25 protein-coding genes are annotated in these 22923 nt (G+C 59.7%); 22 read left to right on the forward strand and 3 right to left on the reverse strand.

Annotated elements, in window-relative coordinates; translation table 11 throughout:
* Positions 1–107 precede the first annotated feature (107 nt).
* The 3 genes from eno to ispD all read left to right on the forward strand — a co-directional run bounded on the left by eno (position 108) and on the right by ispD (position 2549).
* A complete protein-coding gene (gene eno, locus QRN33_RS20215; RefSeq protein ID WP_252873977.1) occupies positions 108–1397 on the forward strand; it encodes a phosphopyruvate hydratase in 1290 nt (429 codons plus the stop codon).
* Positions 1398–1566: 169 nt separating this feature from the next.
* Positions 1567–1845, forward strand: a complete 279-nt coding sequence (ftsB, locus tag QRN33_RS20220; protein ID WP_007964293.1) for a cell division protein FtsB — start codon at positions 1567–1569, stop codon at positions 1843–1845.
* Positions 1842–2549 carry a 2-C-methyl-D-erythritol 4-phosphate cytidylyltransferase gene (gene ispD, locus QRN33_RS20225; protein ID WP_285409706.1) on the forward strand — a complete coding sequence of 236 codons (708 nt, stop codon included), beginning with the start codon at positions 1842–1844 and terminating at the stop codon, positions 2547–2549. The genes ftsB and ispD overlap by 4 nt, the downstream gene beginning before the upstream one ends.
* 87 nt (positions 2550–2636) lie before the next feature.
* Here the strand turns inward: ispD and QRN33_RS20230 are convergent, their stop codons facing one another.
* On the reverse strand, positions 2637–3533 hold the full coding sequence (locus QRN33_RS20230; protein ID WP_064364248.1) for a LysR family transcriptional regulator: 897 nt from the start codon (positions 3531–3533) through the stop codon (positions 2637–2639).
* Between the two features lie 116 nt (positions 3534–3649).
* On the opposite strand from QRN33_RS20230, the gene QRN33_RS20235 reads away from it, so the two are divergent.
* The 8 genes from QRN33_RS20235 (at position 3650) to rpoS (ending at position 10895) form a co-directional block, all read left to right on the forward strand.
* Positions 3650–4762 carry an S-(hydroxymethyl)glutathione dehydrogenase/class III alcohol dehydrogenase gene (locus QRN33_RS20235; protein WP_042606993.1) on the forward strand — a complete coding sequence of 371 codons (1113 nt, stop codon included), beginning with the start codon at positions 3650–3652 and terminating at the stop codon, positions 4760–4762.
* A gap of 96 nt (positions 4763–4858) precedes the next feature.
* Positions 4859–5704 carry an S-formylglutathione hydrolase gene (gene fghA / locus QRN33_RS20240; RefSeq protein WP_064364246.1) on the forward strand — a complete coding sequence of 282 codons (846 nt, stop codon included), beginning with the start codon at positions 4859–4861 and terminating at the stop codon, positions 5702–5704.
* A gap of 53 nt (positions 5705–5757) precedes the next feature.
* Complete coding sequence (gene ispF, locus QRN33_RS20245; RefSeq protein WP_042606995.1) at positions 5758–6231, forward strand: 2-C-methyl-D-erythritol 2,4-cyclodiphosphate synthase; 474 nt, start codon at positions 5758–5760, stop codon at positions 6229–6231.
* Positions 6228–7286: a tRNA pseudouridine(13) synthase TruD gene (gene truD / locus QRN33_RS20250; protein WP_083352106.1), complete on the forward strand. Its 1059-nt coding sequence runs from the start codon at positions 6228–6230 to the stop codon at positions 7284–7286. The genes ispF and truD overlap by 4 nt, the downstream gene beginning before the upstream one ends.
* Entirely contained in the window at positions 7274–8023 is a 750-nt protein-coding gene (gene surE, locus QRN33_RS20255; protein WP_042606997.1) for a 5'/3'-nucleotidase SurE, read from the forward strand. Before truD ends, surE begins: the two co-directional genes overlap by 13 nt.
* A 38-nt stretch (positions 8024–8061) precedes the next feature.
* On the forward strand, positions 8062–8697 hold the full coding sequence (locus tag QRN33_RS20260) for a protein-L-isoaspartate(D-aspartate) O-methyltransferase (RefSeq protein WP_160768345.1): 636 nt from the start codon (positions 8062–8064) through the stop codon (positions 8695–8697).
* Positions 8698–8908: 211 nt separating this feature from the next.
* On the forward strand, positions 8909–9778 hold the full coding sequence (locus tag QRN33_RS20265; protein ID WP_083352107.1) for a peptidoglycan DD-metalloendopeptidase family protein: 870 nt from the start codon (positions 8909–8911) through the stop codon (positions 9776–9778).
* Positions 9779–9884: 106 nt separating this feature from the next.
* The gene (rpoS, locus tag QRN33_RS20270) at positions 9885–10895 is read left to right on the forward strand and encodes an RNA polymerase sigma factor RpoS (protein WP_042606998.1); all 1011 of its coding nucleotides are present in this window, start codon (positions 9885–9887) and stop codon (positions 10893–10895) included.
* A 529-nt stretch (positions 10896–11424) separates the two neighbouring features.
* Here the strand turns inward: rpoS and fdxA are convergent.
* Complete coding sequence (fdxA, locus tag QRN33_RS20275; RefSeq protein WP_042606999.1) at positions 11425–11748, reverse strand: ferredoxin FdxA; 324 nt, start codon at positions 11746–11748, stop codon at positions 11425–11427.
* A 163-nt stretch (positions 11749–11911) separates the two neighbouring features.
* A complete protein-coding gene (mutS, locus tag QRN33_RS20280; RefSeq protein WP_285409712.1) occupies positions 11912–14494 on the reverse strand; it encodes a DNA mismatch repair protein MutS in 2583 nt (860 codons plus the stop codon).
* A 211-nt stretch (positions 14495–14705) separates the two neighbouring features.
* Between mutS and QRN33_RS20285 the strand changes: the two genes are divergently transcribed.
* The 11 genes from QRN33_RS20285 to QRN33_RS20335 all read left to right on the forward strand — a co-directional run bounded on the left by QRN33_RS20285 (position 14706) and on the right by QRN33_RS20335 (position 22853).
* Positions 14706–15440: a LexA family transcriptional regulator gene (locus QRN33_RS20285; RefSeq protein WP_042607001.1), complete on the forward strand. Its 735-nt coding sequence runs from the start codon at positions 14706–14708 to the stop codon at positions 15438–15440.
* A 518-nt stretch (positions 15441–15958) separates the two neighbouring features.
* The gene (locus QRN33_RS20290; protein ID WP_042607003.1) at positions 15959–16375 is read left to right on the forward strand and encodes a tail fiber assembly protein; all 417 of its coding nucleotides are present in this window, start codon (positions 15959–15961) and stop codon (positions 16373–16375) included.
* A 17-nt stretch (positions 16376–16392) separates the two neighbouring features.
* Positions 16393–16485 (forward strand): phage tail assembly chaperone, encoded by a 93-nt coding sequence (locus tag QRN33_RS20295; RefSeq protein ID WP_227973784.1) that lies wholly within the window; start codon positions 16393–16395, stop codon positions 16483–16485.
* 139 nt (positions 16486–16624) lie between these two features.
* Positions 16625–16963, forward strand: coding sequence for a phage holin family protein (locus QRN33_RS20300; protein ID WP_042607005.1), 339 nt, complete (start codon positions 16625–16627; stop codon positions 16961–16963).
* A gap of 71 nt (positions 16964–17034) precedes the next feature.
* The gene (locus QRN33_RS20305) at positions 17035–17556 is read left to right on the forward strand and encodes a hypothetical protein (RefSeq protein WP_285409715.1); all 522 of its coding nucleotides are present in this window, start codon (positions 17035–17037) and stop codon (positions 17554–17556) included.
* Positions 17557–17559: 3 nt separating this feature from the next.
* The gene (locus QRN33_RS20310; RefSeq protein ID WP_285409717.1) at positions 17560–18168 is read left to right on the forward strand and encodes a phage baseplate assembly protein V; all 609 of its coding nucleotides are present in this window, start codon (positions 17560–17562) and stop codon (positions 18166–18168) included.
* A 14-nt stretch (positions 18169–18182) separates the two neighbouring features.
* Positions 18183–18515 carry a phage baseplate protein gene (locus tag QRN33_RS20315; RefSeq protein WP_042607008.1) on the forward strand — a complete coding sequence of 111 codons (333 nt, stop codon included), beginning with the start codon at positions 18183–18185 and terminating at the stop codon, positions 18513–18515.
* Complete coding sequence (locus QRN33_RS20320) at positions 18512–19507, forward strand: baseplate J/gp47 family protein (protein ID WP_285409720.1); 996 nt, start codon at positions 18512–18514, stop codon at positions 19505–19507. Before QRN33_RS20315 ends, QRN33_RS20320 begins: the two co-directional genes overlap by 4 nt.
* On the forward strand, positions 19504–20139 hold the full coding sequence (locus QRN33_RS20325) for a phage tail protein I (RefSeq protein ID WP_083352113.1): 636 nt from the start codon (positions 19504–19506) through the stop codon (positions 20137–20139). The genes QRN33_RS20320 and QRN33_RS20325 overlap by 4 nt, the downstream gene beginning before the upstream one ends.
* Positions 20140–22299: a phage tail-collar fiber domain-containing protein gene (locus QRN33_RS20330; protein ID WP_285409723.1), complete on the forward strand. Its 2160-nt coding sequence runs from the start codon at positions 20140–20142 to the stop codon at positions 22297–22299.
* Positions 22299–22853, forward strand: coding sequence for a DUF4376 domain-containing protein (locus tag QRN33_RS20335; RefSeq protein WP_281922823.1), 555 nt, complete (start codon positions 22299–22301; stop codon positions 22851–22853). Before QRN33_RS20330 ends, QRN33_RS20335 begins: the two co-directional genes overlap by 1 nt.
* Positions 22854–22923: the final 70 nt, after the last annotated feature.

The following is a 22923-nucleotide window of genomic DNA, read 5'->3' on the forward strand; positions in this document are numbered from 1 at the left end:
GGGCGTGAGCGCTGTCGTCTGCAAGTCTGCCCGCTGTACCTCGCTTGCCGACGATAAAGATTTCCTCTAGCTGCGTCGTTTTCGTCAACTTTGGAGTGTTTACAACAATGGCAAAAATCGTCGACATCAAAGGTCGTGAAGTTCTCGACTCCCGTGGCAATCCCACCGTGGAAGCGGACGTGCTTCTCGACAACGGCATCATCGGCAGCGCCTGCGCGCCGTCCGGTGCATCCACTGGCTCGCGTGAAGCACTCGAGCTGCGTGATGGCGACAAGAGCCGTTACCTGGGCAAGGGCGTGCTCAAGGCGGTAGCCAACATCAACGGTCCGATCCGCGATCTGCTGCTGGGCACTGACCCAAGCGACCAGAAAGCCCTCGACCAGGCGATGATCAAGCTCGACGGTACCGAAAACAAAGCAACCCTGGGCGCCAACGCCATCCTCGCCGTGTCCCTGGCTGCGGCCAAGGCGGCTGCGCAGGATCAGGACCTGCCGCTGTACGCACACATCGCCAACCTCAACGGCACCCCGGGTGTGTACTCGATGCCGGTACCGATGATGAACATCATCAACGGTGGCGAGCACGCCGATAACAACGTCGACATCCAGGAATTCATGGTGCAGCCAGTCGGCGCCAAGTCTTTCTCCGAAGGTCTGCGCATGGGCACCGAGATTTTCCATCACCTGAAAGCCGTGCTGAAGGCCCGTGGCCTGAGCACCGCCGTTGGCGACGAAGGCGGTTTTGCACCGAACCTGGCGTCCAACGAAGACGCGCTGAAAGTGATCTCCGAAGCCGTGGCCAATGCCGGTTACAAGCTGGGCACCGACGTGACCCTGGCGCTGGACTGCGCTGCGAGCGAGTTCTACGAAGACGGCAAGTACAACCTGTCCGGCGAAGGTCAGGTGTTCACTGCTGAAGGTTTCGCCGACTACCTCAAGGGTCTGACCGAGCGTTACCCGATCATCTCCATCGAAGACGGTCTGGACGAGTCCGACTGGGCTGGCTGGAAAATCCTCACCGACAAGATCGGCGAGAAGACCCAGTTGGTAGGCGACGACCTGTTCGTGACCAACACCAAGATCCTGAAAGAAGGCATCGATAAAAAGATCGCCAACTCGATCCTGATCAAGTTCAACCAGATCGGCACCCTGACCGAAACCCTGGAAGCCATCCAGATGGCCAAGGCTGCCGGTTACACCGCAGTGATCTCGCACCGTTCCGGCGAAACCGAAGATTCGACCATTGCCGACCTGGCCGTGGGCACCTCGGCTGGCCAGATCAAGACCGGTTCGCTGTGCCGTTCCGACCGCGTTTCCAAGTACAACCAGCTGCTGCGTATCGAAGAGCAGTTGAACGGCAAGGCCAAGTACAACGGCCGCACCGAGTTCCGCGGTTAAGCGCAACCTGATCAAAGGACACCGGATTGTGTCGGAAAAGTCGTGACAGCGATGGATTTGCCACTAATCTGATGCCTTAAGCACAAGCCTGGATCTTTCCAGGCTTCGTGCTATCAGATGCAGCAACATGATGCGTGGCTGTCTTTTTTCACTGGATACCTGATATTCGATGCGCAGTCCTTACTGGTTGTTTCTCGTTTTGCTCTTGCTGCTGGCCGGTCTGCAGTACCGCCTGTGGGTGGGCAATGGCAGTCTGGCGCAGGTCGCCGAGCTGAAACAGCAGATCGCCGATCAACATGCCGAAAACGAAGGCCTGCTGGAGCGCAACCGGGTGATGGACGCTGAAGTCAGCGAGTTGAAGAAAGGCATGGAGACCGTCGAAGAGCGGGCTCGCCACGAACTGGGCATGGTCAAGGACGGCGAAACCCTTTACCAGTTGGCCCAATGATCGATTCCCTGCCGGCCTTCTGGGCCGTGATTCCTGCCGCGGGCGTCGGTGCCCGAATGGCCGCGGACCGTCCCAAGCAATACCTGCAACTGGGCGGAAGCACAATTCTCGAACACAGCCTCGGCTGTTTCCTCGATCACCCGCGCCTCAAGGGGCTGGTGGTCAGTCTTGCGGTTGACGATCCTTATTGGCCGAACCTGGCCTGCGTCAACGATTCGCGCATTCAGCGGGTCGACGGCGCAGCCGAGCGTTCCGGTTCGGTGCTCAACGCCTTGCTGCATTTGCATGCGCAAGGTGCCGACGATGACGATTGGGTGCTGGTGCACGATGCGGCCCGGCCCAATCTGAGTCGTGATGATCTCGACAAGTTGCTCGCTGAACTGGCGGATGACCCGGTGGGCGGTCTACTGGCGGTTCCCGCTCGAGACACGCTTAAACGCGTTGATAAAAACGGGCGTGTGGTTGAAACGGTGGATCGCAGCGTGATCTGGCAGGCGTATACGCCGCAGATGTTTCGCCTCGGGGCTTTGCATCGGGCGTTGGCGGACAGTCTGGTCGCTGATGCGGTGATTACCGACGAGGCTTCGGCGATGGAGTGGGCCGGTCTGGCGCCGCGTCTGGTCGAAGGGCGGGCGGATAATCTCAAAGTGACCCGGCCGGAAGATCTGGAGTGGTTGCGCCAGCGTTGGGCGAACCGCCCTTAAAGACCAAAAGATCGCAGCCTTCGGCAGCTCCTACAGAGGAATGCGATTTCCTGTAGGAGCTGCCGAAGGCTGCGATCTTTTGGCTTTTCAATCCCGATATTCCGGCCGCTCCGCCAGTCCCACCTTCAAATAATCCACCAACTTGCGCACCTTCGGCGACAAATGCCGCTGCTGCGGATACAGCGCCCACACCGCCGTATTCGGCGGCTGATGCGTCTCCAGCAAGGAAATCAGCGCGCCGCTGTGCAAATGCTCGAGCACGTAATAGTCCGGCAACTGACACAACCCGACCCCCTGCAGCGCCGCATCCAGCACCGCCTGCCCACTGTTGCAGCGCCAGTTTCCCTGCACCCGCTGGGAAAATTCCCGGCCGTTCTGTTCCAGTTGCCAAATATCCGAACTGCCGATCAGGCAGTTGTGCCGACTCAACTCCGACAAACTGTGTGGGCGCCCGTACCGTTCAAGGTAGGAAGGTGACGCGCACAGGTACATGCGCCGTGGCGCCAGGCGTGTCGCGACCAACCGGGAATCCTGCAGCCGACCGAGGCGAATCGCCAGGTCCAGTCCTTCATGCACCAGATCCAGTTGCCGATTGCTCAACTCGATATCGATGCGCAGTTGCGGGTACAGCCCCATGAAGCGCGTCACCAGCGGCACGATGAACCGTTCGCCATAGGCTACGGCGCAGGTCATGCGCAGCATGCCTTTCGGTTCGCTGGTCAGATCGCCCACCGCGCGCAAGGCTTCCTCACGACCGTCCTGCAGGCGCTGGCAATGTTGCAGGAAAGTCTGCCCGGCTTCGGTCAGCGTTACGCGACGGGTGCTGCGGTAGAGCAGACGCGTCTGCAAACGCTCTTCGAGCCGTACGATTTGTCGACTGATGTGTGAGGAAGAAACCCCAAGACGTTCGGCAGCGGCGGTGAATTGGTTGCACTCGGCGACGGCGACGAACTCGTCAATGCCTTCCCAGCGGTTTTCCGACACTTGGATTATCCCTGTATGGCAATAATGTTTTGCTTTCGTCCGGATTATTCCTCAGGGCGCGCTGAACTACACTGTTTGTCTGCTTTTTTATTCACTGGATTTACTGGAGAGTCAGCATGATCAAGTCACGCGCCGCCGTTGCCTTCGAGGCCAAGAAGCCGCTGGAAATCGTAGAAGTCGATGTCGCCATGCCCAAGGCCGGTGAAGTGCTGCTGCGCGTCGTCGCTTCCGGCGTATGCCATACGGACGCCTACACCTTGTCCGGCGCAGATCCGGAGGGCATCTTCCCGTCGATCCTCGGTCATGAAGGCGGCGCTATCGTTGAAGCGATTGGCGAGGGCGTAACCTCGGTCGCCGTCGGCGATCACGTCATCCCCCTCTACACCCCTGAATGCGGCCAGTGCAAATTCTGCAAATCGGGCAAGACCAACCTCTGTCAGGCCATTCGCGCTACCCAAGGCAAAGGCCTGATGCCAGACGGCACTTCGCGTTTTTCCTACAAGGGCGAAACGATTTTCCACTACATGGGCACGTCGACCTTCTCTGAATACACCGTGCTTCCGGAAATTTCCGTGGCCAAGATCTCCAAAGATGCGCCGCTGGAAAAGGTCTGCCTGCTCGGCTGCGGCGTCACCACCGGCATCGGCGCCGTGCTCAACACCGCCAAGGTCAAACCGGGTGACACCGTGGCTATCTTCGGTCTCGGTGGTATTGGCTTGTCGGCCGTGATTGGCGCGGTGAAAGCCAAGGCCGCGCGCATCATCGCCATCGACATCAATCCGGCCAAGTTCGAAATTGCCAGGCAGCTGGGTGCTACCGACTGCGTGAACCCGAAAGACTACGATCGTCCGATCCAGGAAGTAATCGTCGACATGACCGACGGCGGCGTCGACTTTTCCTTCGAGTGCATCGGCAATGTGCAACTGATGCGCGCCGCGCTTGAGTGCTGCCACAAAGGCTGGGGCGAGTCGGTCATCATCGGTGTGGCCGGTGCCGGCCAGGAAATTGCCACTCGCCCATTCCAGCTGGTCACCGGTCGCGTCTGGCGCGGTTCGGCGTTCGGCGGCGTGCGTGGCCGCAGCGAATTGCCAAGCTACGTCGACATGGCCCAGAGCGGCGAAATCCCGCTGGATACCTTCATCACCCACACCATGGGCCTGGAAGATATCAACAAGGCGTTCGACCTGATGCACGAAGGCAAGAGCATCCGCACCGTCATACATTTCTAACAGCAGCTCCGAGCCGCAAGTTTCAAGCTGCAAGTAAAGGCATTCGTGCTTTTTCTTGAAGTTTGCGGCTTGCAGCTTACAGCTAGGGAGAATCCCTTGAATCTGGAAAATATTTCCTGTCAGAAGAGTTTCGGTGGTTGGCACAAGCGTTATCGCCATCGCTCCGAAGTGCTTGATTGCGATATGGTCTTTGCCGTGTACCTGCCGCCGCAGGCGGAGCAGGGCGGCAAGCTGCCGGTGTTGTACTGGTTATCGGGGCTGACCTGCACCGATGAGAACTTCATGCAGAAGGCCGGTGCGATGCGCATGGCCGCGCAGCTCGGTCTGATCATCGTCGCGCCGGACACCAGCCCGCGTGGCCCGGATGTCCCGGACGATGCAGAGAAGGCCTGGGACTTTGGCCTCGGCGCGGGGTTTTATCTGAACGCCACGCAGGCGCCATGGGCGCGTCACTATCGGATGCATGACTATGTCGTGAAGGAATTGCCTGCACTGGTTGAGGCGCATTTCCCCGCCTCCGACAAACGCAGCATCAGCGGCCACTCCATGGGCGGTCACGGTGCTCTGGTTTGTGCTTTGCGCAACCCCGGGCGCTATAAATCGGTGTCGGCCTTTTCGCCGATCACCCATCCGATCGATTGCCCGTGGGGCCAGAAAGCCTTTTCTCATTATCTGGGCGAAGACCGCTCGAAGTGGAAAGAGTGGGACGCGTGCGTGCTGATTGCCGATGCTGCCGAGAGGTTGCCATTGCTGGTCGATCAAGGTGATCGCGACGACTTCCTCGCCACTCAGCTCAAGCCCGAAGCCCTGCAACACGCAGCAAAACAAGCGGGGCATCCGCTGGAGTTGCGCCTGCAACCGGGCTACGACCACAGCTATTTCTTCATCTCAAGCTTCATTGACGACCACTTGCAGCATCACGCGCGCGCTCTAGGCGCCTAATGTCTGACAAAGCAGGTAGAATCACGCCCTGACAAAAATCGGGGCGTTTTTTTATGCGTATTGGCCACGGCTACGATGTGCACCGTTTCGCTGAAGGCGATTTCATTACTCTGGGCGGCGTGCGGATTGCACACGGCTTCGGGCTGCTCGCTCATTCCGACGGTGACGTCCTGCTGCACGCCTTGAGCGATGCCTTGCTCGGCGCCGCGGCGCTGGGTGATATCGGCAAACACTTCCCGGACACCGACCCGCAATTCAAGGGCGCCGACAGCCGCGTGCTGCTGCGTCATGTGGTCAGTCTGATCCACGCCAAGGGCTGGAAAATCGGCAACGTCGACAACACCATCGTTGCCCAGGCGCCGAAAATGGCGCCGCATATCGAATCGATGCGCGCGCTGATCGCGGCGGATCTTCAAGTTGAGTTGGATCAAGTGAACGTCAAAGCTACCACCACCGAAAAGCTTGGCTTTGTCGGTCGCGAAGAAGGCATCGCCGTGCACTCCGTTGCCTTGTTGCTGCGCGCATGAATGAACTGCAATTGCTCGGCCCGCGGGCCTATGGCGAGCCCCTCGGCACAGCGGTACTGAAGGCCATCGCCGAAGATTTCCAGGTCGATGAAGTGCTGGATATCCCGTTCAGCGGTGACGGCGAACATCTGTGGATCTGGGTGGAAAAGCGCGGCCTCAATACCGAAGAAGCGGCGCGGCGTATTGCCAAGGCCGCGGGCGTGCCGTTGCGCACCGTCAGCTATGCCGGGCTCAAGGATCGTCAGGCCCTGACCCGACAGTGGTTCAGCGTGCAGCTGCCGGGCAAGGCCGATCCGGATCTGTCGGCAGCGGAAAACGACACGCTGAAGATCCTCAAGACCACGCGCCATAAACGCAAACTGCAACGCGGTGCGCATTCGGCCAATGGATTCACCCTGCGCCTGACTCAATTCAATGGCGACAAAGACGCGATTGAGCAGCGGCTGCAACTGATCGCCAGACAAGGGATCCCCAATTATTTCGGCGCCCAGCGCTTTGGCCATGACGGCGGCAACGTTGTCGATGCGCGTGCCTGGGCCGCACGCAAGGCCTTGCCGGAACAGCGCAATGTGCGTTCGCGCTTGCTGTCGACGGCACGTAGTTATCTCTTCAACCAAGTGCTGGCGGCGCGCGTCGCCGATGGCACCTGGAATACCGCACTGGTCGGCGATCTGTTGGCGTTCACCGACAGCCGCAGTTTTTTCCCCGCCGGTGAGGCCGAGTGCAGCGACCCGCGTCTGGCGATTCTCGACCTGCACCCGACCGGTCCGCAGTGGGGCGAAGGTGACTCGCCGGCCGCTGGCGCAGTCCATGAACTGGAGCAGGCGATCGCCGCCCGCGAAGCGGATCTGCGCGACTGGTTGATTCACGCCGGCATGAGCCATGAACGTCGCATCCTGCGTCTGCCCATTGGCGGGTTGACGTGGCATTATCCCCAACCTGACATTCTGCAACTGGAATTCGTCCTCCCGGCCGGATGCTTTGCCACCGTATTGGTGCGCGAGCTCGTTGATCTGGTGCCGGTGGGGCAGACGGACAGCCCATGCGTATTCTGATTTCTAACGACGATGGGGTAACCGCACCCGGTCTCGCCGCGCTTTATGCTGCGCTGGCGGATTACACCGAATGCGTGGTTATCGCCCCGGAACAGGACAAAAGCGGCGCCAGCAGTTCGCTGACGCTCGACCGTCCGCTGCACCCGCAATATCTGGCCAACGGCTTTATCAGCCTCAACGGCACACCGACCGATTGCATTCACCTGGGGCTCAATGGCCTGTTGGAACGCGAGGCCGATATGGTGGTTTCCGGCATCAACCTGGGCGCCAACCTCGGTGACGACGTGCTGTATTCCGGAACCGTGGCGGCTGCGCTTGAAGGACGATTTCTCGAGCGTCCAGCCTTTGCATTCTCATTGGTCTCGCGTCAGGTGGATAACCTGCCCACGGCGGCGTACTTCGCGCGCAAGCTGGTCGAGGCCCACGCCGGGCTCGATCTGCCACCGCGCACGGTGCTCAACGTGAACATTCCCAATCTGCCTATCGATCACATCCGTGGCATCCAGCTGACCCGCCTCGGCCATCGCGCCCGCGCGGCGGCCCCGATGAAAGTGGTCGATCCGCGTGGCAAGGCCGGTTACTGGATTGCCGCCGCCGGCGACGCCGAAGACGGTGGCCCGGGCACTGATTTTCATGCCGTCATGCAAGGCTATGTGTCCATCACGCCGTTGCAGCTCGATCGCACCTTCAATGATGCGTTCAGAAGTCTCGATGGCTGGCTGGGAGGATTGAGCTGATGCGTGAGCATGATGATCGCCTGCGCAGCGGCATAGGCATGACTTCCCAGCGCACCCGCGAGCGGCTGATCCAGCGTCTGTATGAAGAAGGCGTGTCGAACGCCAAAGTGCTGGAAGTGATCCGTCGCACGCCGCGTCACCTGTTTGTCGACGAGGCGCTGGCGCACCGGGCTTACGAAGACACCGCGCTGCCGATCGGCAACAACCAGACGATTTCCCAGCCTTACATGGTGGCGCGCATGAGCGAGCTGCTGCTGGAGGCGGGCCCGTTGGACAAGGTACTGGAGATCGGCACCGGCTCCGGCTACCAGACGGCGGTATTGTCGCAACTGGTTGAGCGGGTGTTTTCGGTGGAGCGCATCAAGGTTCTGCAGGATCGCGCCAAGGAGCGTCTGGTCGAGTTGAACCTGCGTAATGTGGTGTTTCGCTGGGGTGATGGCTGGGAAGGCTGGCCGGCGCTGGCGCCGTATAACGGCATCATCGTCACCGCTGTGGCGACCGACGTGCCGCAAGCGTTGCTTGATCAACTGGCGCCCGGTGGGCGCATGGTGATTCCGGTCGGCTCCGGTGAAGTGCAACAACTGATGCTGATCGTGCGCGAAGAGCACGGCTTTTCCCGACACGTTCTGGGGGCCGTCCGCTTCGTGCCTTTGCTCAACGGGCCACTGGCCTGAGCATTTGCAGACAGGCGCTGAATTCCTTTCAACGGCGCCGGTCTTACAGCGGCAGCCAGAGATTAAACGCAGCGTACTTGCCACTGGCAAACGTGTGCGCCCGGCGATTTCGCTTCATTAAAGGTAAAGCCGTTTCGGCCCGTTATACTTGCGACACCTCATGCCGCGGTGCGGCATTCAGAATTTTCAGCCACCACATAGGGAGCGGCGGGTGAGTCTCACAGTCATTGCGCAGCGTATGGGTAACACGAGCTTTCAGCGCCTGGTGACTGGCCTTGTCTTGAGCACCTTGCTGGTCGGTTGCTCCAGCACCAAATCGAGCAACGTGCGCGTTGTTGATCGCAACAATGCGGTGGCGCAACGTCCTACCGTCACCACCGGGCAGTATGTAGTCCGTCCCGGCGATACCTTGTTTTCGATCGCCTTTCGTTACGGCTGGGACTACAAAACCCTCGCCGCGCGGAACAACATTCCTACGCCGTATACGATCCATCCGGGTCAGACAATTCGCTTTGACGGCCGCAGCGGTTCAACACCGACGGCGGTGGTGAGCAACTCCAGTTCTTCACCTTCTTCGTCGAGTAAAACCACGGTAATCCGGCGCCAGGCGAATGGCACCACCACCACTACAACCACCGGTTCCAAAGGGGTTGTACCGTCCGTCGCGAGCAAACCGGGGCCCGCTCCACTGCCTCCGGCAGGCCCGGCCCCGACCGGCTGGGGATGGCCATCTAATGGCGTTCTGATTGGAAAATTCTCTTCAAACGGTAGTTTGAATAAAGGAATTGATATCGCCGGAGATTTGGGACAGCCTGTTTTAGCTGCGTCTGATGGGACCGTCGTATACGCCGGGAGTGGCTTAAGGGGCTACGGCGAATTGGTCATCATCAAACACAGCGAAACCTACGTCAGTGCTTACGGACATAACCGCAGGCTGTTGGTTCGGGAGGGGCAGCAGGTCAAGGTCGGACAGACAATTGCCGAAATGGGGTCAACGGGTACAGACCGGGTGAAACTGCATTTTGAGATTCGCCGCCAAGGTAAACCAGTGGATCCGCTGCAGTTCCTGCCAAGACGTTGATTTGAAGGCCAGCCTGTTCCGTCGCGTAGAGGGGACAGGCTCCAGCGTTGCCAAGGATAAAGGCGTCGCTTGAGCTTGGGGTCGAACTCACCAAAGGACTATAACAATGGCTCTCAGTAAAGAAGTGCCGGAGTTTGACATCGACGATGAGGTTCTCCTTATGGAGGCCGGCATCGATTCGGAATCTTCGATGTCGAATGATGAAGGGGCTGCTCCACCTTCCGTTCGTTCCAAATCCAGACAATCCGCTTCACTTAAACAACACAAGTACATCGACTACACCCGGGCACTTGATGCCACGCAGCTGTATCTCAACGAAATCGGCTTTTCCCCTCTGCTCTCCCCGGAAGAAGAAGTTCATTTTGCGCGCTTGTCGCAAAGTGGCGACCCGGCCGGACGCAAGCGCATGATCGAAAGTAACCTGCGGCTGGTGGTCAAGATCGCCCGGCGTTACGTCAATCGGGGGCTGTCGCTGCTGGATCTGATTGAAGAGGGCAACCTCGGATTGATCCGCGCGGTAGAAAAGTTTGATCCCGAGCGCGGCTTCCGCTTCTCGACCTACGCCACGTGGTGGATCCGTCAGACCATCGAACGCGCGATCATGAATCAGACCCGGACCATCCGGTTGCCGATTCATGTGGTCAAGGAGCTCAACGTGTACCTGCGGGCTGCACGGGAGCTGACGCAAAAACTCGACCACGAACCTTCACCCGAAGAAATTGCCAACCTGCTGGAAAAACCGGTGGGCGAGGTCAAGCGCATGCTCGGTCTGAACGAACGGGTTTCTTCGGTCGACGTCTCGCTGGGTCCGGATTCGGATAAAACCCTGCTGGACACCCTCACTGACGATCGTCCAACCGATCCGTGCGAACTGCTGCAGGATGACGACCTGTCGCAAAGCATCGATCAATGGCTGTCGGAACTGACCGACAAGCAGCGCGAGGTGGTGATCCGCCGCTTCGGCCTGCGCGGTCACGAAAGCAGCACGCTGGAGGACGTAGGCCTGGAGATCGGTCTGACCCGTGAACGGGTACGGCAGATCCAGGTGGAGGGCCTCAAGCGCCTTCGCGAGATCCTTGAGAAAAATGGCCTGTCGAGCGAGTCGCTGTTTCAATAAGCGCTTGCCCGACCGCCCGCAAAAAGCCCCGGCTGATTTGATCAGCCGGGGCTTTTTGTTTTTCGAGCAAGGCAAATCGTGCTTTCGGCAGCCACCAGACAAGCGGTTGGCAATTTCTGAATTTGTAGTCTCGCGCTGTAAGCCTTTGCTTACTGTGTCGTAAGTGTTCGTTATTTTTACACTTCGGTGGAAGGCGATTGCGTTCGCTTCCATTACGCAACCGTCTGTTTTTATTGGGTTTCATGTAAATGTTATGCGCTTATGACAGCGCGAGCGCGTGCCTGAGGCCAATTGCTCGTCTCGGGAAACTCTCTAATATCTCAACTGTGTCGACGGACAGACATGCCCTTCACGGAAGAGGGGAACGGACATCGCAGGAGGCGATTCATCAGGACGATGAAAAGGAATACAGGGAATAGGGAAAAAATGTGGGCGGGTCATACCGCCCCTTTTTTCGCCTGCAGAAAAGTAATCTCTGCAAAAAGCAAAAAGGCCCGCAAGGGGCCTTTTCATTCGAACGCGGGGCAGATCAGCGTTCGAGTTGTTCGATCTTGTTCGGCTTGCCATCCCACTCCGCAGACTCCGGAAGGGGATCCTTGCGCTCGGTGATGTTCGGCCAGACATCCGCCAGCTCGGCATTGAGCTCGATGAAGTTTTCCATGCCGCTGGGGATCTCATCTTCCGAGAAGATCGCCACAGCCGGGCATTCTGGTTCACACAGCGCGCAATCGATGCACTCGTCCGGGTGAATCACCAGGAAGTTCGGGCCTTCGTAAAAGCAGTCCACCGGACAGACTTCTACGCAGTCGGTGTACTTGCACTTGATGCAGTTGTCGGTGACGACGAAGGTCATTTCTAATTTTCTCCTCAGGCGGCGGCAGCGTAGCCCCTTCACGGTTGGGGTCGCCAGGTTCGGGAGCGATACCTGCTGACCAGGCTATGAGCCAGCAGCATCCCGAACCGCGCGAGATTCTAACAGCTTGAAGCGATTTGCGTTATATCCGCTTCTTCAGTGCTTATATCCGGTTCTTCAGTGCATAGAGCATTTCGAGCGCACGCCGTGGCGTCATGTCGTCGAGGTCGACTTTGGCTAATTCGTCCAGCACCGGATGTGGCAGCGAGGCGAACATGTCGCTTTGCTGCGGCGTCGACGGTTTGCCCTTGGCTGCAGGTTTCGGCGCCTCGTGGGGCAGGGCGGTGTCTTCCAGCCGACTCAAATGCTCACGCGCGCGCAGGATCACTTCGCTCGGCACACCCGCCAATTGCGCCACCGCCAGGCCATAGCTCTGGCTGGCAGGCCCGGGCAGAACGTGGTGCAGGAACACGATGCGCTCGTTGTGCTCGGTAGCGTTGAGATGCACGTTGGCTACCAGAGGTTCGGCTTCTGGCAGCACGGTCAGTTCAAAATAGTGGGTGGCGAACAGGGTATAGGCGCGCAGATGGGCCAAGCGCTCGGCGGCTGCCCACGCCAGCGACAGACCGTCGAAGGTGCTGGTGCCGCGGCCGACTTCGTCCATCAGCACCAGACTGCGTTCGGTGGCGTTGTGCAGGATGTTGGCGGTTTCGCTCATCTCGACCATGAAGGTCGAACGGCCACCGGCGAGGTCATCGCTGGAACCGATGCGGGTGAAGATCCGGTCGACCAGCGACAACTCACAACTGGCGGCCGGTACGAAACTGCCGATATGCGCCAGCAATACGATCAGCGCGGTCTGACGCATATAGGTGGATTTACCGCCCATGTTCGGGCCAGTGATCACCAGCATGCGCGTGTTGTCGTCGAGGCTCAGATCGTTGGCCACGAACGGCGTGGTCAACACTTGCTCGACCACCGGGTGACGACCCTGGGTGATGCGCATGCACGGCTCGCTGACAAATTGCGGGCAGTTCAGATCGAGGTTCAGCGCACGCTCGGCGAGGTTGCTCAACACGTCCAGTTCGGCCAAAGCCCCCGCGGTGTCCTGCAACGGCGGCAACTGGCTGATCAGATCTTCCAGCAGCGCTTCGTACAGCATCTTCTCCCGGGCCAGCGCACGACTCTTGGCCGACAGCGCTTTGTCTTCGAATTCTTTCAGCTCAGGGGTGATGAAGCGCTCGGCGCCTTTGAGCGTCTGCCGGCGGATATAGTCGGCCGGCGCCGATTCGGCCTGCTTGCTCGGCAATTCGATGAAGTAGCCGTGGATGCGGTTGTAGCCGACTTTCAGATTGGCCAGACCGGTGCGGGCCTTCTCCCGGGCTTCGAGATCGATGAGGAACTGGCCGGCGTTTTCGCTCAGTGATTGCAGTTCATCGAGTTCGCTGTCGTAACCGGTTTTCAACACGCCGCCGTCACGGATCACCGCTGGCGGGTTATCGATGATGGCTTTTTCCAGCAATGCAGCCAATTCCGGATAGGTGCTGGTGGTGGCCGCCAGATGCTGCAAGTGCGGCGCCTCCAGATCGGTCATCGCCGCTTGCAGTTCGGGCAGCGCGCCGAGGGCATCACGCAGACGTGCGAGGTCGCGAGGGCGGGCATTGCGCAGACCGATCCGCGCGAGAATCCGCTCGATGTCGCCGATTTCCTTGAGCTGCGGTTGCAGCTTTTCAAAGCGGTAGCCGTCGAGCAGGCAGCGGATCGACGTCTGGCGTGCCAGCAGCACGGTGAGGTCGCGCAACGGCCGGTTCAACCAACGAGTGAGCAAGCGGCTGCCCATGGCGGTCTGGCAGCGATCGACCACCGATTGCAGGGTGTTATCGCGGCCGCCGGCCAGGTTAGTGTCCAGCTCCAGATTGCGCCGGCTGGCGCCGTCGAGCACCACGGTGTGGTCGAGACGCTCGTGACGCAGGCTACGCAAATGGGGCAGGGCTGTGCGCTGGGTTTCCTTGGCGTAGGCCAACAGGCAACCGGCAGCGCCAATGGCCAGGGTCAGGTTCTCGCAGCCGAAGCCTTTCAGGTCCTGAGTGGAAAATTGCTGGCAAAGGCTTTTCAGCGCCGAATCACGCTCGAAATCCCACGGCGCGCGACGGCGTACGCCACGGCGTTTTTCTGCTGGCAGGTCTTTCGGCCAGTCATCCGGAATCAGCAATTCCACCGGGTTGACCCGCTCCAGTTCCGCGAGCAGGTTTTCCCAGCCTTTGATCTCGAGCACGGTGAAGTTGCCGCTGGTGATGTCCAGCACCGCCAGACCGAATAGACGCTCATCGCCCAATACCGCTGCAATCAGGTTATCGCGGCGTTCATCCAGCAGCGCCTCATCACTGACCGTTCCCGGCGTGATGATCCGCACCACCTGGCGCTCGACCGGGCCTTTGCTGGTGGCCGGGTCGCCGACCTGCTCGCAAATCACCACAGACTCGCCGAGCTTGACCAGTTTCGCCAGGTACACTTCCGCCGCATGGTAAGGAATCCCACACATCGGAATCGCCTGACCCGCCGACTGCCCGCGCGCAGTCAGCGTGATGTCGAGCAACTTGGCGGCTTTCTTCGCATCTTCGTAGAAGATCTCGTAGAAATCGCCCATGCGGTAGAACATCAGCTGATCCGGGTGCTGGTTCTTCAGGCGCCAGTATTGCTGCATCATCGGAGTGTGGGAGGACAGGTCGGAGACGGCTTTATTCATCGGATTGTCGGGCAACTCGTTAGAAGATGTAGGGCAAAGCGCGGGCAGTGGCCGGGCTTTTCCGCGATGGGCGCAAGGTTACCATGGGCGGTCTGCCTGACGCAGGCGCTGCGGTCGGGAGAGGCTTTACTTGCAGAGAAAAGTTGATCCATGCACGATTTATGCAAATCAGCATTTGTCTTCACGAAAAACTTCAAGCACTATGCGCGTTATGCAAAAACGCAACGTTTCCTCCGTCTTAAGAGCACTGCTCGACCAGCACGGGATCTCCCCCACGGAGCTCCACCGTCGCACCGGCGTGCCTCAATCCACGCTCTCGCGGATTCTCAGCGGGAAGATTGTCGATCCTTCGGATAAGCACATCTCGAAGATCGCTGAATACTTCAACGTCAGCACCGATCAATTGCGCGGGCGTGCGGACGTTGCATCGACCGCGGGCGGCGCCCGCGAAGACGTGCATGCGGAACTCAAGGACATCATGCTGTGGGACGATGACACCCCCGTCGAGGATGACGAAGTGTCCGTGCCCTTTCTACGCGAGGTTGAATTGGCAGCTGGATCAGGAAGATTCGTCATCGAAGAGAGCGAACGCTCCAGCCTGCGCTTCGGCAAGCGCAGTCTGCGCCACAATGGCGTGCAGTTCGACCAGGCCAAATGCGTAACGGTGCGCGGCAACAGCATGTTACCGGTCCTGCGCGATGGCGCGACTGTCGGCGTCAACGCCGGCAAGTGCGGTATTGGCGACATAATTGATGGCGACCTGTATGCGATCAATCACAATGGCCAGTTGCGCGTGAAGCAACTCTATCGACTGCCCACCGGCATCCGTCTGCGCAGCTTCAATCGCGACGAGCATCCGGACGAGGACTACAGCTTCCAGGAAATCCAGGAAGAGCAGATCGTTATCCTCGGTCACGTCTTCTGGTGGGGCATGTACGCCCGCTAACCCTTTCGATCCAACTGAAACCTGCCGCTCGGCAGGTTTTTTTTCGCCTGCAGAAATCCATTCCGCCCTTGTCCGGCGCGGCTTCCATGCATGCGTGCAAAACAAATGCATAAATAAATGCATTTATGCATTGACTGTATATGCATCCATGCATATTCTTGCCACCAAGCCGCTCGACAAAGCGGCTGGCAAGACAAGCTCTTTAGTTCCACAAGAACAGGCAGCGATGAACCGGCCTCAACGGTTCAGAGGGTTGGCAACTGACCCGGGTGTGCAGCGTAAAGCACCAGAAGCAGTTATCCGGCGGGCAGGGACCGCGGTCGGAAAAACAATTTGAACGGACTCGTACCGCGCCAGTAGCGCCGAAAAGTCAACTTCCTTCCAGGACACAGGATTTTGAAGGAAGGCGAAGGAGCGCATTACTGAAAAGCCTGGTGTGCAAGCGCCGGGCTTTTTGGAATGCCTACCCGGGCAGGAACTGAACGCCGGAATGCCGGCACTCAATAAGGATAATGAGCATGAAGAAATACGCACGTGTCGTTGCTGGCCAAGTCGATAACATTTATGAAACCGCTAACCCGATCACCGATGAGTTTCCGGCGGACCAGGTCTGGGTGGATGTCAGCGCATTGCCCAAGATCGATTATTCCTGGAATGCGGTAAACACCGACGGCGTCTGGACATTTACCGATAGCGACATGTGGGGGCAACCGACACTGTTGGCTATTCGCATGCGTAACGAACGAGTGACTCGCTTCGATAAAGTCAACTTCACCCTGGCATCGTCAGCGTTGGTACAAAAAGTCGAACTGGGGCTGGCAACACCTGCTGAAGAGGCCGCACTGCTCGCCTACAAGCAGTTCTTCATCGAGATGAGCCAAGTCAACAAACAGCCGGGCTATCCACTGAGCGTCATTTGGCCTGAAGTGCCATAAACGACAGGGCTCGGCTGTTGGCCCACAAGCAATACTGCATCGCCCTCAGCGACATCGATCAGCAGTCGGGTTATCCGGCGAACATCACGTGGCCAGTCGCACCTTACTGATTCCAGCCCGAGTAATCGATCGGCGGGACCGCATTACTGAAAAGCCTGGCGCAAGGCCGGGCTTTTTGGAATGCCTGCCTGAAGAGACATTATTTGAACTCAATTCCCATCTATCACCCACTGCCCACGGAGGCGTGACATGACAAACGAGCAACAAGCGTTGGCGGACATGCCGATCTGGCTGGTCATCCTGCTCGCCGTGATCGGTGGGGTGTCCGGCGAAATGTGGCGCGCCGACAAGGAGGGCGCACGCGGCTGGTCGCTGGTGCGGCGTCTGGCCCTGCGCTCCGGCGCCTGCATGATCTGCGGCGTCTCGGCGATCATGCTGCTGTATGCCGCAGGCTTGTCGATCTGGGCCGCTGGCGCGTTTGGCTGCCTGACGGCCATGGCCGGCGCCGACGTCGCCATCGGTCTTTACGAACGCTGGGCGGCCAAGCGCATCGGCGTCTGCGAAGTCCCGCCGCGCGACCACCCTTAACCCTGAATATTTCTCCGTGCCGCCATTTTGGCGGCAGGGCTGCGCGTGGACGATTGAAAAGGAGGTCATGTATGCCCACACCGATCCAACAGCCGTCGCACCTGTTTACAGCCATCGCGACGACCCTGCGTAACACCACCGGTTTGAACGTCAATGTCGGCAGTCACGATGACTTCACAGCGGCGGGCGATCAGGCCTGGGTACTGATCGACTTTGACCGGAATGCATCCGGCGTGCGCGCCGCTGATAGGCGTATCGCTCATGTAATGACGTTGTCACTGCAAGTCGTCCCGGCGCTTTCTGCGACCGCTTTTGCCGCGTGCGACCTGATCGCTGTGCTGAAAAACCTGATCACCGACAATCGCTGGGGATTGCCCGGCGACCAATGCGATCTGCCCATGAATATTGACGGATTGCCCTCGTTGCTTATCCGTGCCGACCAACAATACAAGGCCTGGACCCTGACCTTCGAGCAGACCCTCTACCTCGGTCCGACCCTGCTCGACGATCCGCTCGGCGTGCCCAAATTTGCCCGCACCTGGGAAGTCAGCAATATCGACGATCCCGAGCAATACACCGCGCTGGAGGATTGACCCATGTTCGACGCATTACTGCGCATGCAGCTCGGCCCGATCATTGAGCGTCTGGCGGAAATGGAAGCGGAAATCGAAGACCTGCATCGCCGCGCCGAGAGTTTCTGCCGTATTGGTATCTGTCAGTCGGTCGATGCGGCGAGCAACACTTGCCAGGTCAGCCATGGCGGATTGCTCACGCCGGCGATCAAGTTCTTCAACCCCAGTGCCGGTACGCAAAGCGAATCGCGCATCCCGACCGTGGGCGAGCAGTGCCTGCTGTTCAACTATGGCAGCGGTGAAAGCGGTGCGCAGAGTGTCGCGTTATTCGGCTTGAACAGTGACCGTTTCCCCCCGGCCTCGACTGTACCGACGCTGACCCGTCGGGTGCATCAGGACGGCAGTGAAAGCGGTTACGACGACGCCAGCCACGCCTTGCACTGGCTGAACGGACCCACGCAATTCATCGGGTCTCGCGAGTCGCTCGAACTGAGCATCGGCCCGGCTCGTCTGGCCATGACGCCACAACTGATCACCCTGCAACTCGGCGTCGTCGGCCTGAGCATCGACGCCTCGGGCGTGCACTTCAGTGGCCCCTTGGTCGACCACCAGGGCCGCATCATCAGCCCCTGATTCAAGAGCTTGCCATGATTGGAATCGATAGAGACAACGGGGCCACGGTCGACGACTGGCTGCAGTTTGTGCAGCGCGCGACCCGGGCCCTGACCACGCCGCTGGGCACCCGGCAAAAACGCCCTTTGTATGGATCGCTGATCCCTACATTGCTTGGGCAGAACCTCGGTGACGACGTTCTGCTTCTGGCGCAGAGCCACGCCGCGCAGGCGTTCTACAACCCGCAAAACGGCATCGACGATTTTCTGCCGCAAGTAATTGTCGCCAGTCGTCACGGCGACGGTCTGTTGCTGCGGTTTGCCGGCACCTGGAAAAACCGGCAACAGACTTTTGAGGTGGTGACATGAGCATGCTGATCCCTGGCCAGAATCAGTTGGCCGAACCTTCACTGATCACTGTTGAGGCCTTCGAAGACCTGCTCGCAGAGTTCAAGGCTTTCGTCGTCGAGTATGTCGGTGCACGTTCGCCGACCAGCGCCGAGAAACTCAAGACCAGCCTGGAAAACCAGAGCGAATTGCTGACCCTCGCGCTGGAAGCGTTCTGCGTGCGTCTGCAAACCCATGAGCGCAAATACAACGCACGAATCAAGCAGATGCTGGCGTGGTGGGCGACCGGCAGCAATCTGGATGCGCGGCTGGCGGACATGGGGCTGGAGCGGCAATTGCTCGACCCCGGCGACCCGGCGGCATTCCCGCCGGTGCCGGCAATTTACGAGAGCGATGACGATGCGCGCCTGCGCTACTACCTCGCCCCCCATGCACCGGCAGCCGGCTCGCGGATGCAGTATCGCCGCGAGGTGTTCACGCTTGGCGAGCGGCCAACGGTGCAGGTCGAATCTGCTGATTCCGGCGTGGTAAACGTCACCTACACCTTCAACCCGGACGGCCTCGCCGCGCAGGTCAAGGATGGTAACGGACGGCGCACCGCACCGGGGGAAGTGCAGGTCACCGTGCTTTCGCGAGAAGGCGATGGCACGCCTACCGATGCATTGCTCGAGGGCGTCCGTGAGCACTTCGCTCGTCCCGACGTGCGCCCGGAAACCGACCTCGTCACCGTCAAGGCGGCCGAGATCCAGCGCTACAAAATCCGCGTCATTGCCAAGATCAATTCCGGCCCCGATTCGGGCCTGACCAAGGTCGCGGCGCAAGCACAATTGCAGGCGTATGCCGATAGCTGTCATCGCCTGGAAGGTCGGGTCGATCCGAGCTGGATCGACTACACGCTGCACAGCGCCGGCGCCGTGCAACTGCAGATTCTCGAACCGCTGGCGCCGATCGTGACGACCGCGTTTCAGGCGCCGTATTGCACCGCGGTCGAAGTCGAGGTGCTGACGCTATGAGTGAAAAAACTCAGCGCCCGTCCTTGCTGCCCGCCAACAGCTCGGCACTGGAACGCGGACTGGATCTGGGCTTCGGTGCCTTGCTCGATCGCATCGCACCGCCGTTCCCCGAACTGATGAACCCCAGCGAAACGCCGGTGGCCTTCCTGCCTTATCTGGCTGCCGATCGTGGCGTCGCCGAATGGAGTACCGATGCGCCGGAAGCGGAGAAGCGCCTGACCGTCGAACTGGCCTGGCCCACCGCGCGTCAGGCCGGCACTCGCAAAGCGCTGGAAAACGCCGCGAAAGGTCTGCAACTGCGCCCGGAAATCCGCGCCTGGTACGAACAGACACCGCCCGGCGTGCCCTACAGCTTTTCCGTGCGTGCCTTCAGCGAACAACCCTACAGCGAAGCCATCGACGCCCGTCTCGACCGACGCCTGGCCGATGCGAAAAGCGAGCGGGACATTCTCTCGGTGTCGGTGGGTTTGAGCGCGTTCGGCAATCACGTCATCGGCGCCGCGACGTTTTGCGGCGAACTGACCACGGTTTATCCAGTGTTCATCGAGGGCCTTGAAACCTCTGGCGAGGCGTTCATGGCCGCTGCGTTGTACACCGTCGAAACATCCACTATTTATCCTCAGGGGGCCTGAATGGCTGACTATTACACCCTGCTCACCAACGCAGGGATTGCCTACGAAACGGCGTGCAAGGCCGCGGGTACGCCGATCAAGTTGACGCAGATTTCCGTCGGCGACGGCGGCGGCGCGGTCTACAACCCGGCCGCCACCGCAACCGCACTGAAACGCGAAGTCTGGCGCGGACCGCTCAATGCGCTGTTTCAGGATGAGAAAAATCCGAGCTGGCTGCTCGCCGAAGTCACCATCCCGCCGGATGTCGGCGGCTGGTACGTGCGAGAGGCCGGGCTGTGGACCGACACCGGCATTCTCTACGCCATCGTCAAATATCCGGAGTCGTTCAAACCGGTGCTCGCCACCTCGGGCTCGGGCAAAGAGTTCTATATTCGCTCGATTTTCGAGACCAGCAATGCCTCGCTGGTGACCTTGTTGATCGATGACACGGTGGTCAAGGCCACGCGTGCCTGGGTCATGAGTTATCTGGCCGAAGAACTCGGCAAGCTCGATGGCAAGCAGTCGGTACGCGTCGCTGCTACCGGCAATATCGTACTCAACGGCGCCCAGCAGATCGATGGTGTTGCCGTGGTGGCCGGCGATCGCGTGCTGTTGCCGAGCCAGACCCTGGCCAAGGACAACGGCCTGTGGATCGTCGCCAATGGCGACTGGCAGCGGGCGACCGATGCCAGCACCAGCGCCAAGGTCACCCCGGGCCTGACGGTGATGGTGGAGGAGGGCACGGCGAACGGAGATTCGCTGTGGCACCTGACTACCAACGCGCCGATCACTCTCGGCACGACCGCGCTGGCATTCAAGATGCTCGCGGGGCGCACCGGGATTGCGGCCGGGACTTATAAAAGTCTGACCGTTGACGAATATGGCCGCGCTACGGCTGGGGCCAACCCTGAAACGCTGGCCGGTTTTGGCATCAAGGATTCGTACACGAAGGCCGAAGTTGAAGCGCTGATCGCCAAGGCTTCGGCGCTGCCGGTGGGGTCGATTGTGGCGTTCCCGGTTGATGTGCCACCACCGGGCTTTCTGGAGCTGGATAACAGCGTCAAAAGCAGTGCGACTTACCCGGACTTGAGCGCTTATCTGGGTGGCAAGTTCAACAGGGGCGATGAGGGAGTTGGGAACTTCCGCTTGCCGGAAGCGCGTGGGGAGTTTTTGCGGGGTTGGGATCATGGCCGAGGAGTGGATGCCGGGCGAGCTTTGGGAAGTACTCAGGCTGAGTCCTTCAGATCACACAATCACCGTTATTTTGACGAAACCGGTGCTACGTTGGATCCCGCCGGCGAGTGGCAGGGTGGGAAGGTCAATGGTGCTGCAGCAGCAATATCTACAGGTGCATTTCTTTCTGCTGTAGATGCCGGAACTACCATGCAGACGGTGACAGTTGTTACGACAGTGAACGCAGGTGGAGCGGAAACCCGCCCCCGCAACCTCGCCGTCATGTGGTGCATCAAAGCCTGGAACGCTCCGGTCAATCAGGGAAACATCGATATCGCGGCGCTCGCTGACGAAGTTCGCAATGCATCCGGCCGTTATTTAAGGACGCGGATTTTCAAGGCCAACGAGATCTATCAATCGGGTCCTGGCACCAAAAAAATCAAATACAGGCTGCAAGGCGGTGGTGGTGCTGGCGGCGGGGCAGTGTCGACAGCCAATACTCAGCTTTCTGCCGGTTGCGGTGGTTCTGCCGGCGCCTATGCAGAAGGTTGGCTTACCCAGGGTTTCGACGGTCAGCAGATCACTCTCGGCAAGGGAGGAGCGGGCGTCACTGCAAGTATCGGTTCCAACGGGGGCACAACATCGTTTGCCGGAATCGCTGCACCCGGAGGACACGGCGGAGGGTTCTCGCCCAACGCAGTGCCGCCTCTACAGCTTGGCCGAAGCCCAAACTCCGAGCTCGCAACAGGCGGCTCCATCATCAATGCCAACGGCCAAGGTGGCGGCGGAGTGACCGGGCCGACGTTGTCTTTTTGCACATCCGGCGAAGGAGGCCTCAGCAACTTCGGTCCGGGCGGCAACCCTTCGGGCGGCGCCAGCCGGGACGGCGAGGGAGCCGTGAACGCTGGTGCGGGTGGTGGCGGCGCGTTGGCCAAGCCGTCGTGTCCGACCAACCTCAAGGGTGGCAATGGTGGTGACGGCATCGTGATTATCGAGGAGTGGACCTGATGAGCACCTATGTACGTATTTTTGCCGGCACGGTCGTCGAACAGACCGAAACCAATGACGATATCTCGACGTTGTACCCACCGACGCTGGTATGGGTGTGCGTCGATCATCTCGATCCACGTCCGCGCCAAGGCTGGACAGCAAAGGAGCATGACGGTGAGTGGTTGTTCTCGCCGCAAGCTTCGCCGACTGTCCTGCCTGAAGCACAGGCAGACGCCGTTGCCGCCGAACGCTTTATGCGGGAGGCCGCTGGTGTCAGTTTTGATGGATTGACCATCGAGACCACACGTGACAGCCAAACGCTGATTGCCGGAATGGGTTTATCCGCAATTGTCGATCCTTTGTACCGATGCAACTTCAAGACTGCCAAAGGCTTTGTCGAACTGGATGCGCCCCGAATTCTTGAAATCGCCAAGGCTGTACGTACCCACGTCCAGGCCTGTTTTGATCGTGAGCACGACTTGCTGCAGGCAATCGACCGTGGAAATTATCGTCCCGAAATGCTGACTGAGGGCTGGCCGGGTTTACCGCCATCCACTGAGGCTGATTTGTGACGCTTCTATAAAACGCCCCGCACCGTCGGGGCGTTTTCTTACCCGCCAAAGCCCCTCCCTCCGAGGGGCT

Source organism: Pseudomonas sp. FR229a (genome assembly GCF_030209115.1).
GTDB classification, from domain to species: domain Bacteria; phylum Pseudomonadota; class Gammaproteobacteria; order Pseudomonadales; family Pseudomonadaceae; genus Aquipseudomonas; species Aquipseudomonas moraviensis_A.

Coding starts and splice junctions, on each gene's coding strand:
- QRN33_RS20325 (WP_083352113.1), top strand. CDS start 19,504: ATGAGTGAAAAAACTCAGCGCCCGTCCTTGCTGCCCGCCAACAGCTCG.
- ftsB (WP_007964293.1), top strand. CDS start 1,567: ATGCGCAGTCCTTACTGGTTGTTTCTCGTTTTGCTCTTGCTGCTGGCC.
- QRN33_RS20305 (WP_285409715.1), top strand. CDS start 17,035: ATGCCCACACCGATCCAACAGCCGTCGCACCTGTTTACAGCCATCGCG.
- QRN33_RS20320 (WP_285409720.1), top strand. CDS start 18,512: ATGAGCATGCTGATCCCTGGCCAGAATCAGTTGGCCGAACCTTCACTG.
- QRN33_RS20260 (WP_160768345.1), top strand. CDS start 8,062: ATGACTTCCCAGCGCACCCGCGAGCGGCTGATCCAGCGTCTGTATGAA.
- QRN33_RS20310 (WP_285409717.1), top strand. CDS start 17,560: ATGTTCGACGCATTACTGCGCATGCAGCTCGGCCCGATCATTGAGCGT.
- QRN33_RS20335 (WP_281922823.1), top strand. CDS start 22,299: ATGAGCACCTATGTACGTATTTTTGCCGGCACGGTCGTCGAACAGACC.
- QRN33_RS20285 (WP_042607001.1), top strand. CDS start 14,706: ATGCAAAAACGCAACGTTTCCTCCGTCTTAAGAGCACTGCTCGACCAG.
- rpoS (WP_042606998.1), top strand. CDS start 9,885: ATGGCTCTCAGTAAAGAAGTGCCGGAGTTTGACATCGACGATGAGGTT.
- QRN33_RS20315 (WP_042607008.1), top strand. CDS start 18,183: ATGATTGGAATCGATAGAGACAACGGGGCCACGGTCGACGACTGGCTG.
- ispD (WP_285409706.1), top strand. CDS start 1,842: ATGATCGATTCCCTGCCGGCCTTCTGGGCCGTGATTCCTGCCGCGGGC.
- QRN33_RS20330 (WP_285409723.1), top strand. CDS start 20,140: ATGGCTGACTATTACACCCTGCTCACCAACGCAGGGATTGCCTACGAA.
- truD (WP_083352106.1), top strand. CDS start 6,228: ATGAATGAACTGCAATTGCTCGGCCCGCGGGCCTATGGCGAGCCCCTC.
- fdxA (WP_042606999.1), bottom strand. CDS start 11,748: ATGACCTTCGTCGTCACCGACAACTGCATCAAGTGCAAGTACACCGAC.
- QRN33_RS20300 (WP_042607005.1), top strand. CDS start 16,625: ATGACAAACGAGCAACAAGCGTTGGCGGACATGCCGATCTGGCTGGTC.
- QRN33_RS20235 (WP_042606993.1), top strand. CDS start 3,650: ATGATCAAGTCACGCGCCGCCGTTGCCTTCGAGGCCAAGAAGCCGCTG.
- surE (WP_042606997.1), top strand. CDS start 7,274: ATGCGTATTCTGATTTCTAACGACGATGGGGTAACCGCACCCGGTCTC.
- ispF (WP_042606995.1), top strand. CDS start 5,758: ATGCGTATTGGCCACGGCTACGATGTGCACCGTTTCGCTGAAGGCGAT.
- QRN33_RS20290 (WP_042607003.1), top strand. CDS start 15,959: ATGAAGAAATACGCACGTGTCGTTGCTGGCCAAGTCGATAACATTTAT.
- eno (WP_252873977.1), top strand. CDS start 108: ATGGCAAAAATCGTCGACATCAAAGGTCGTGAAGTTCTCGACTCCCGT.
- mutS (WP_285409712.1), bottom strand. CDS start 14,494: ATGAATAAAGCCGTCTCCGACCTGTCCTCCCACACTCCGATGATGCAG.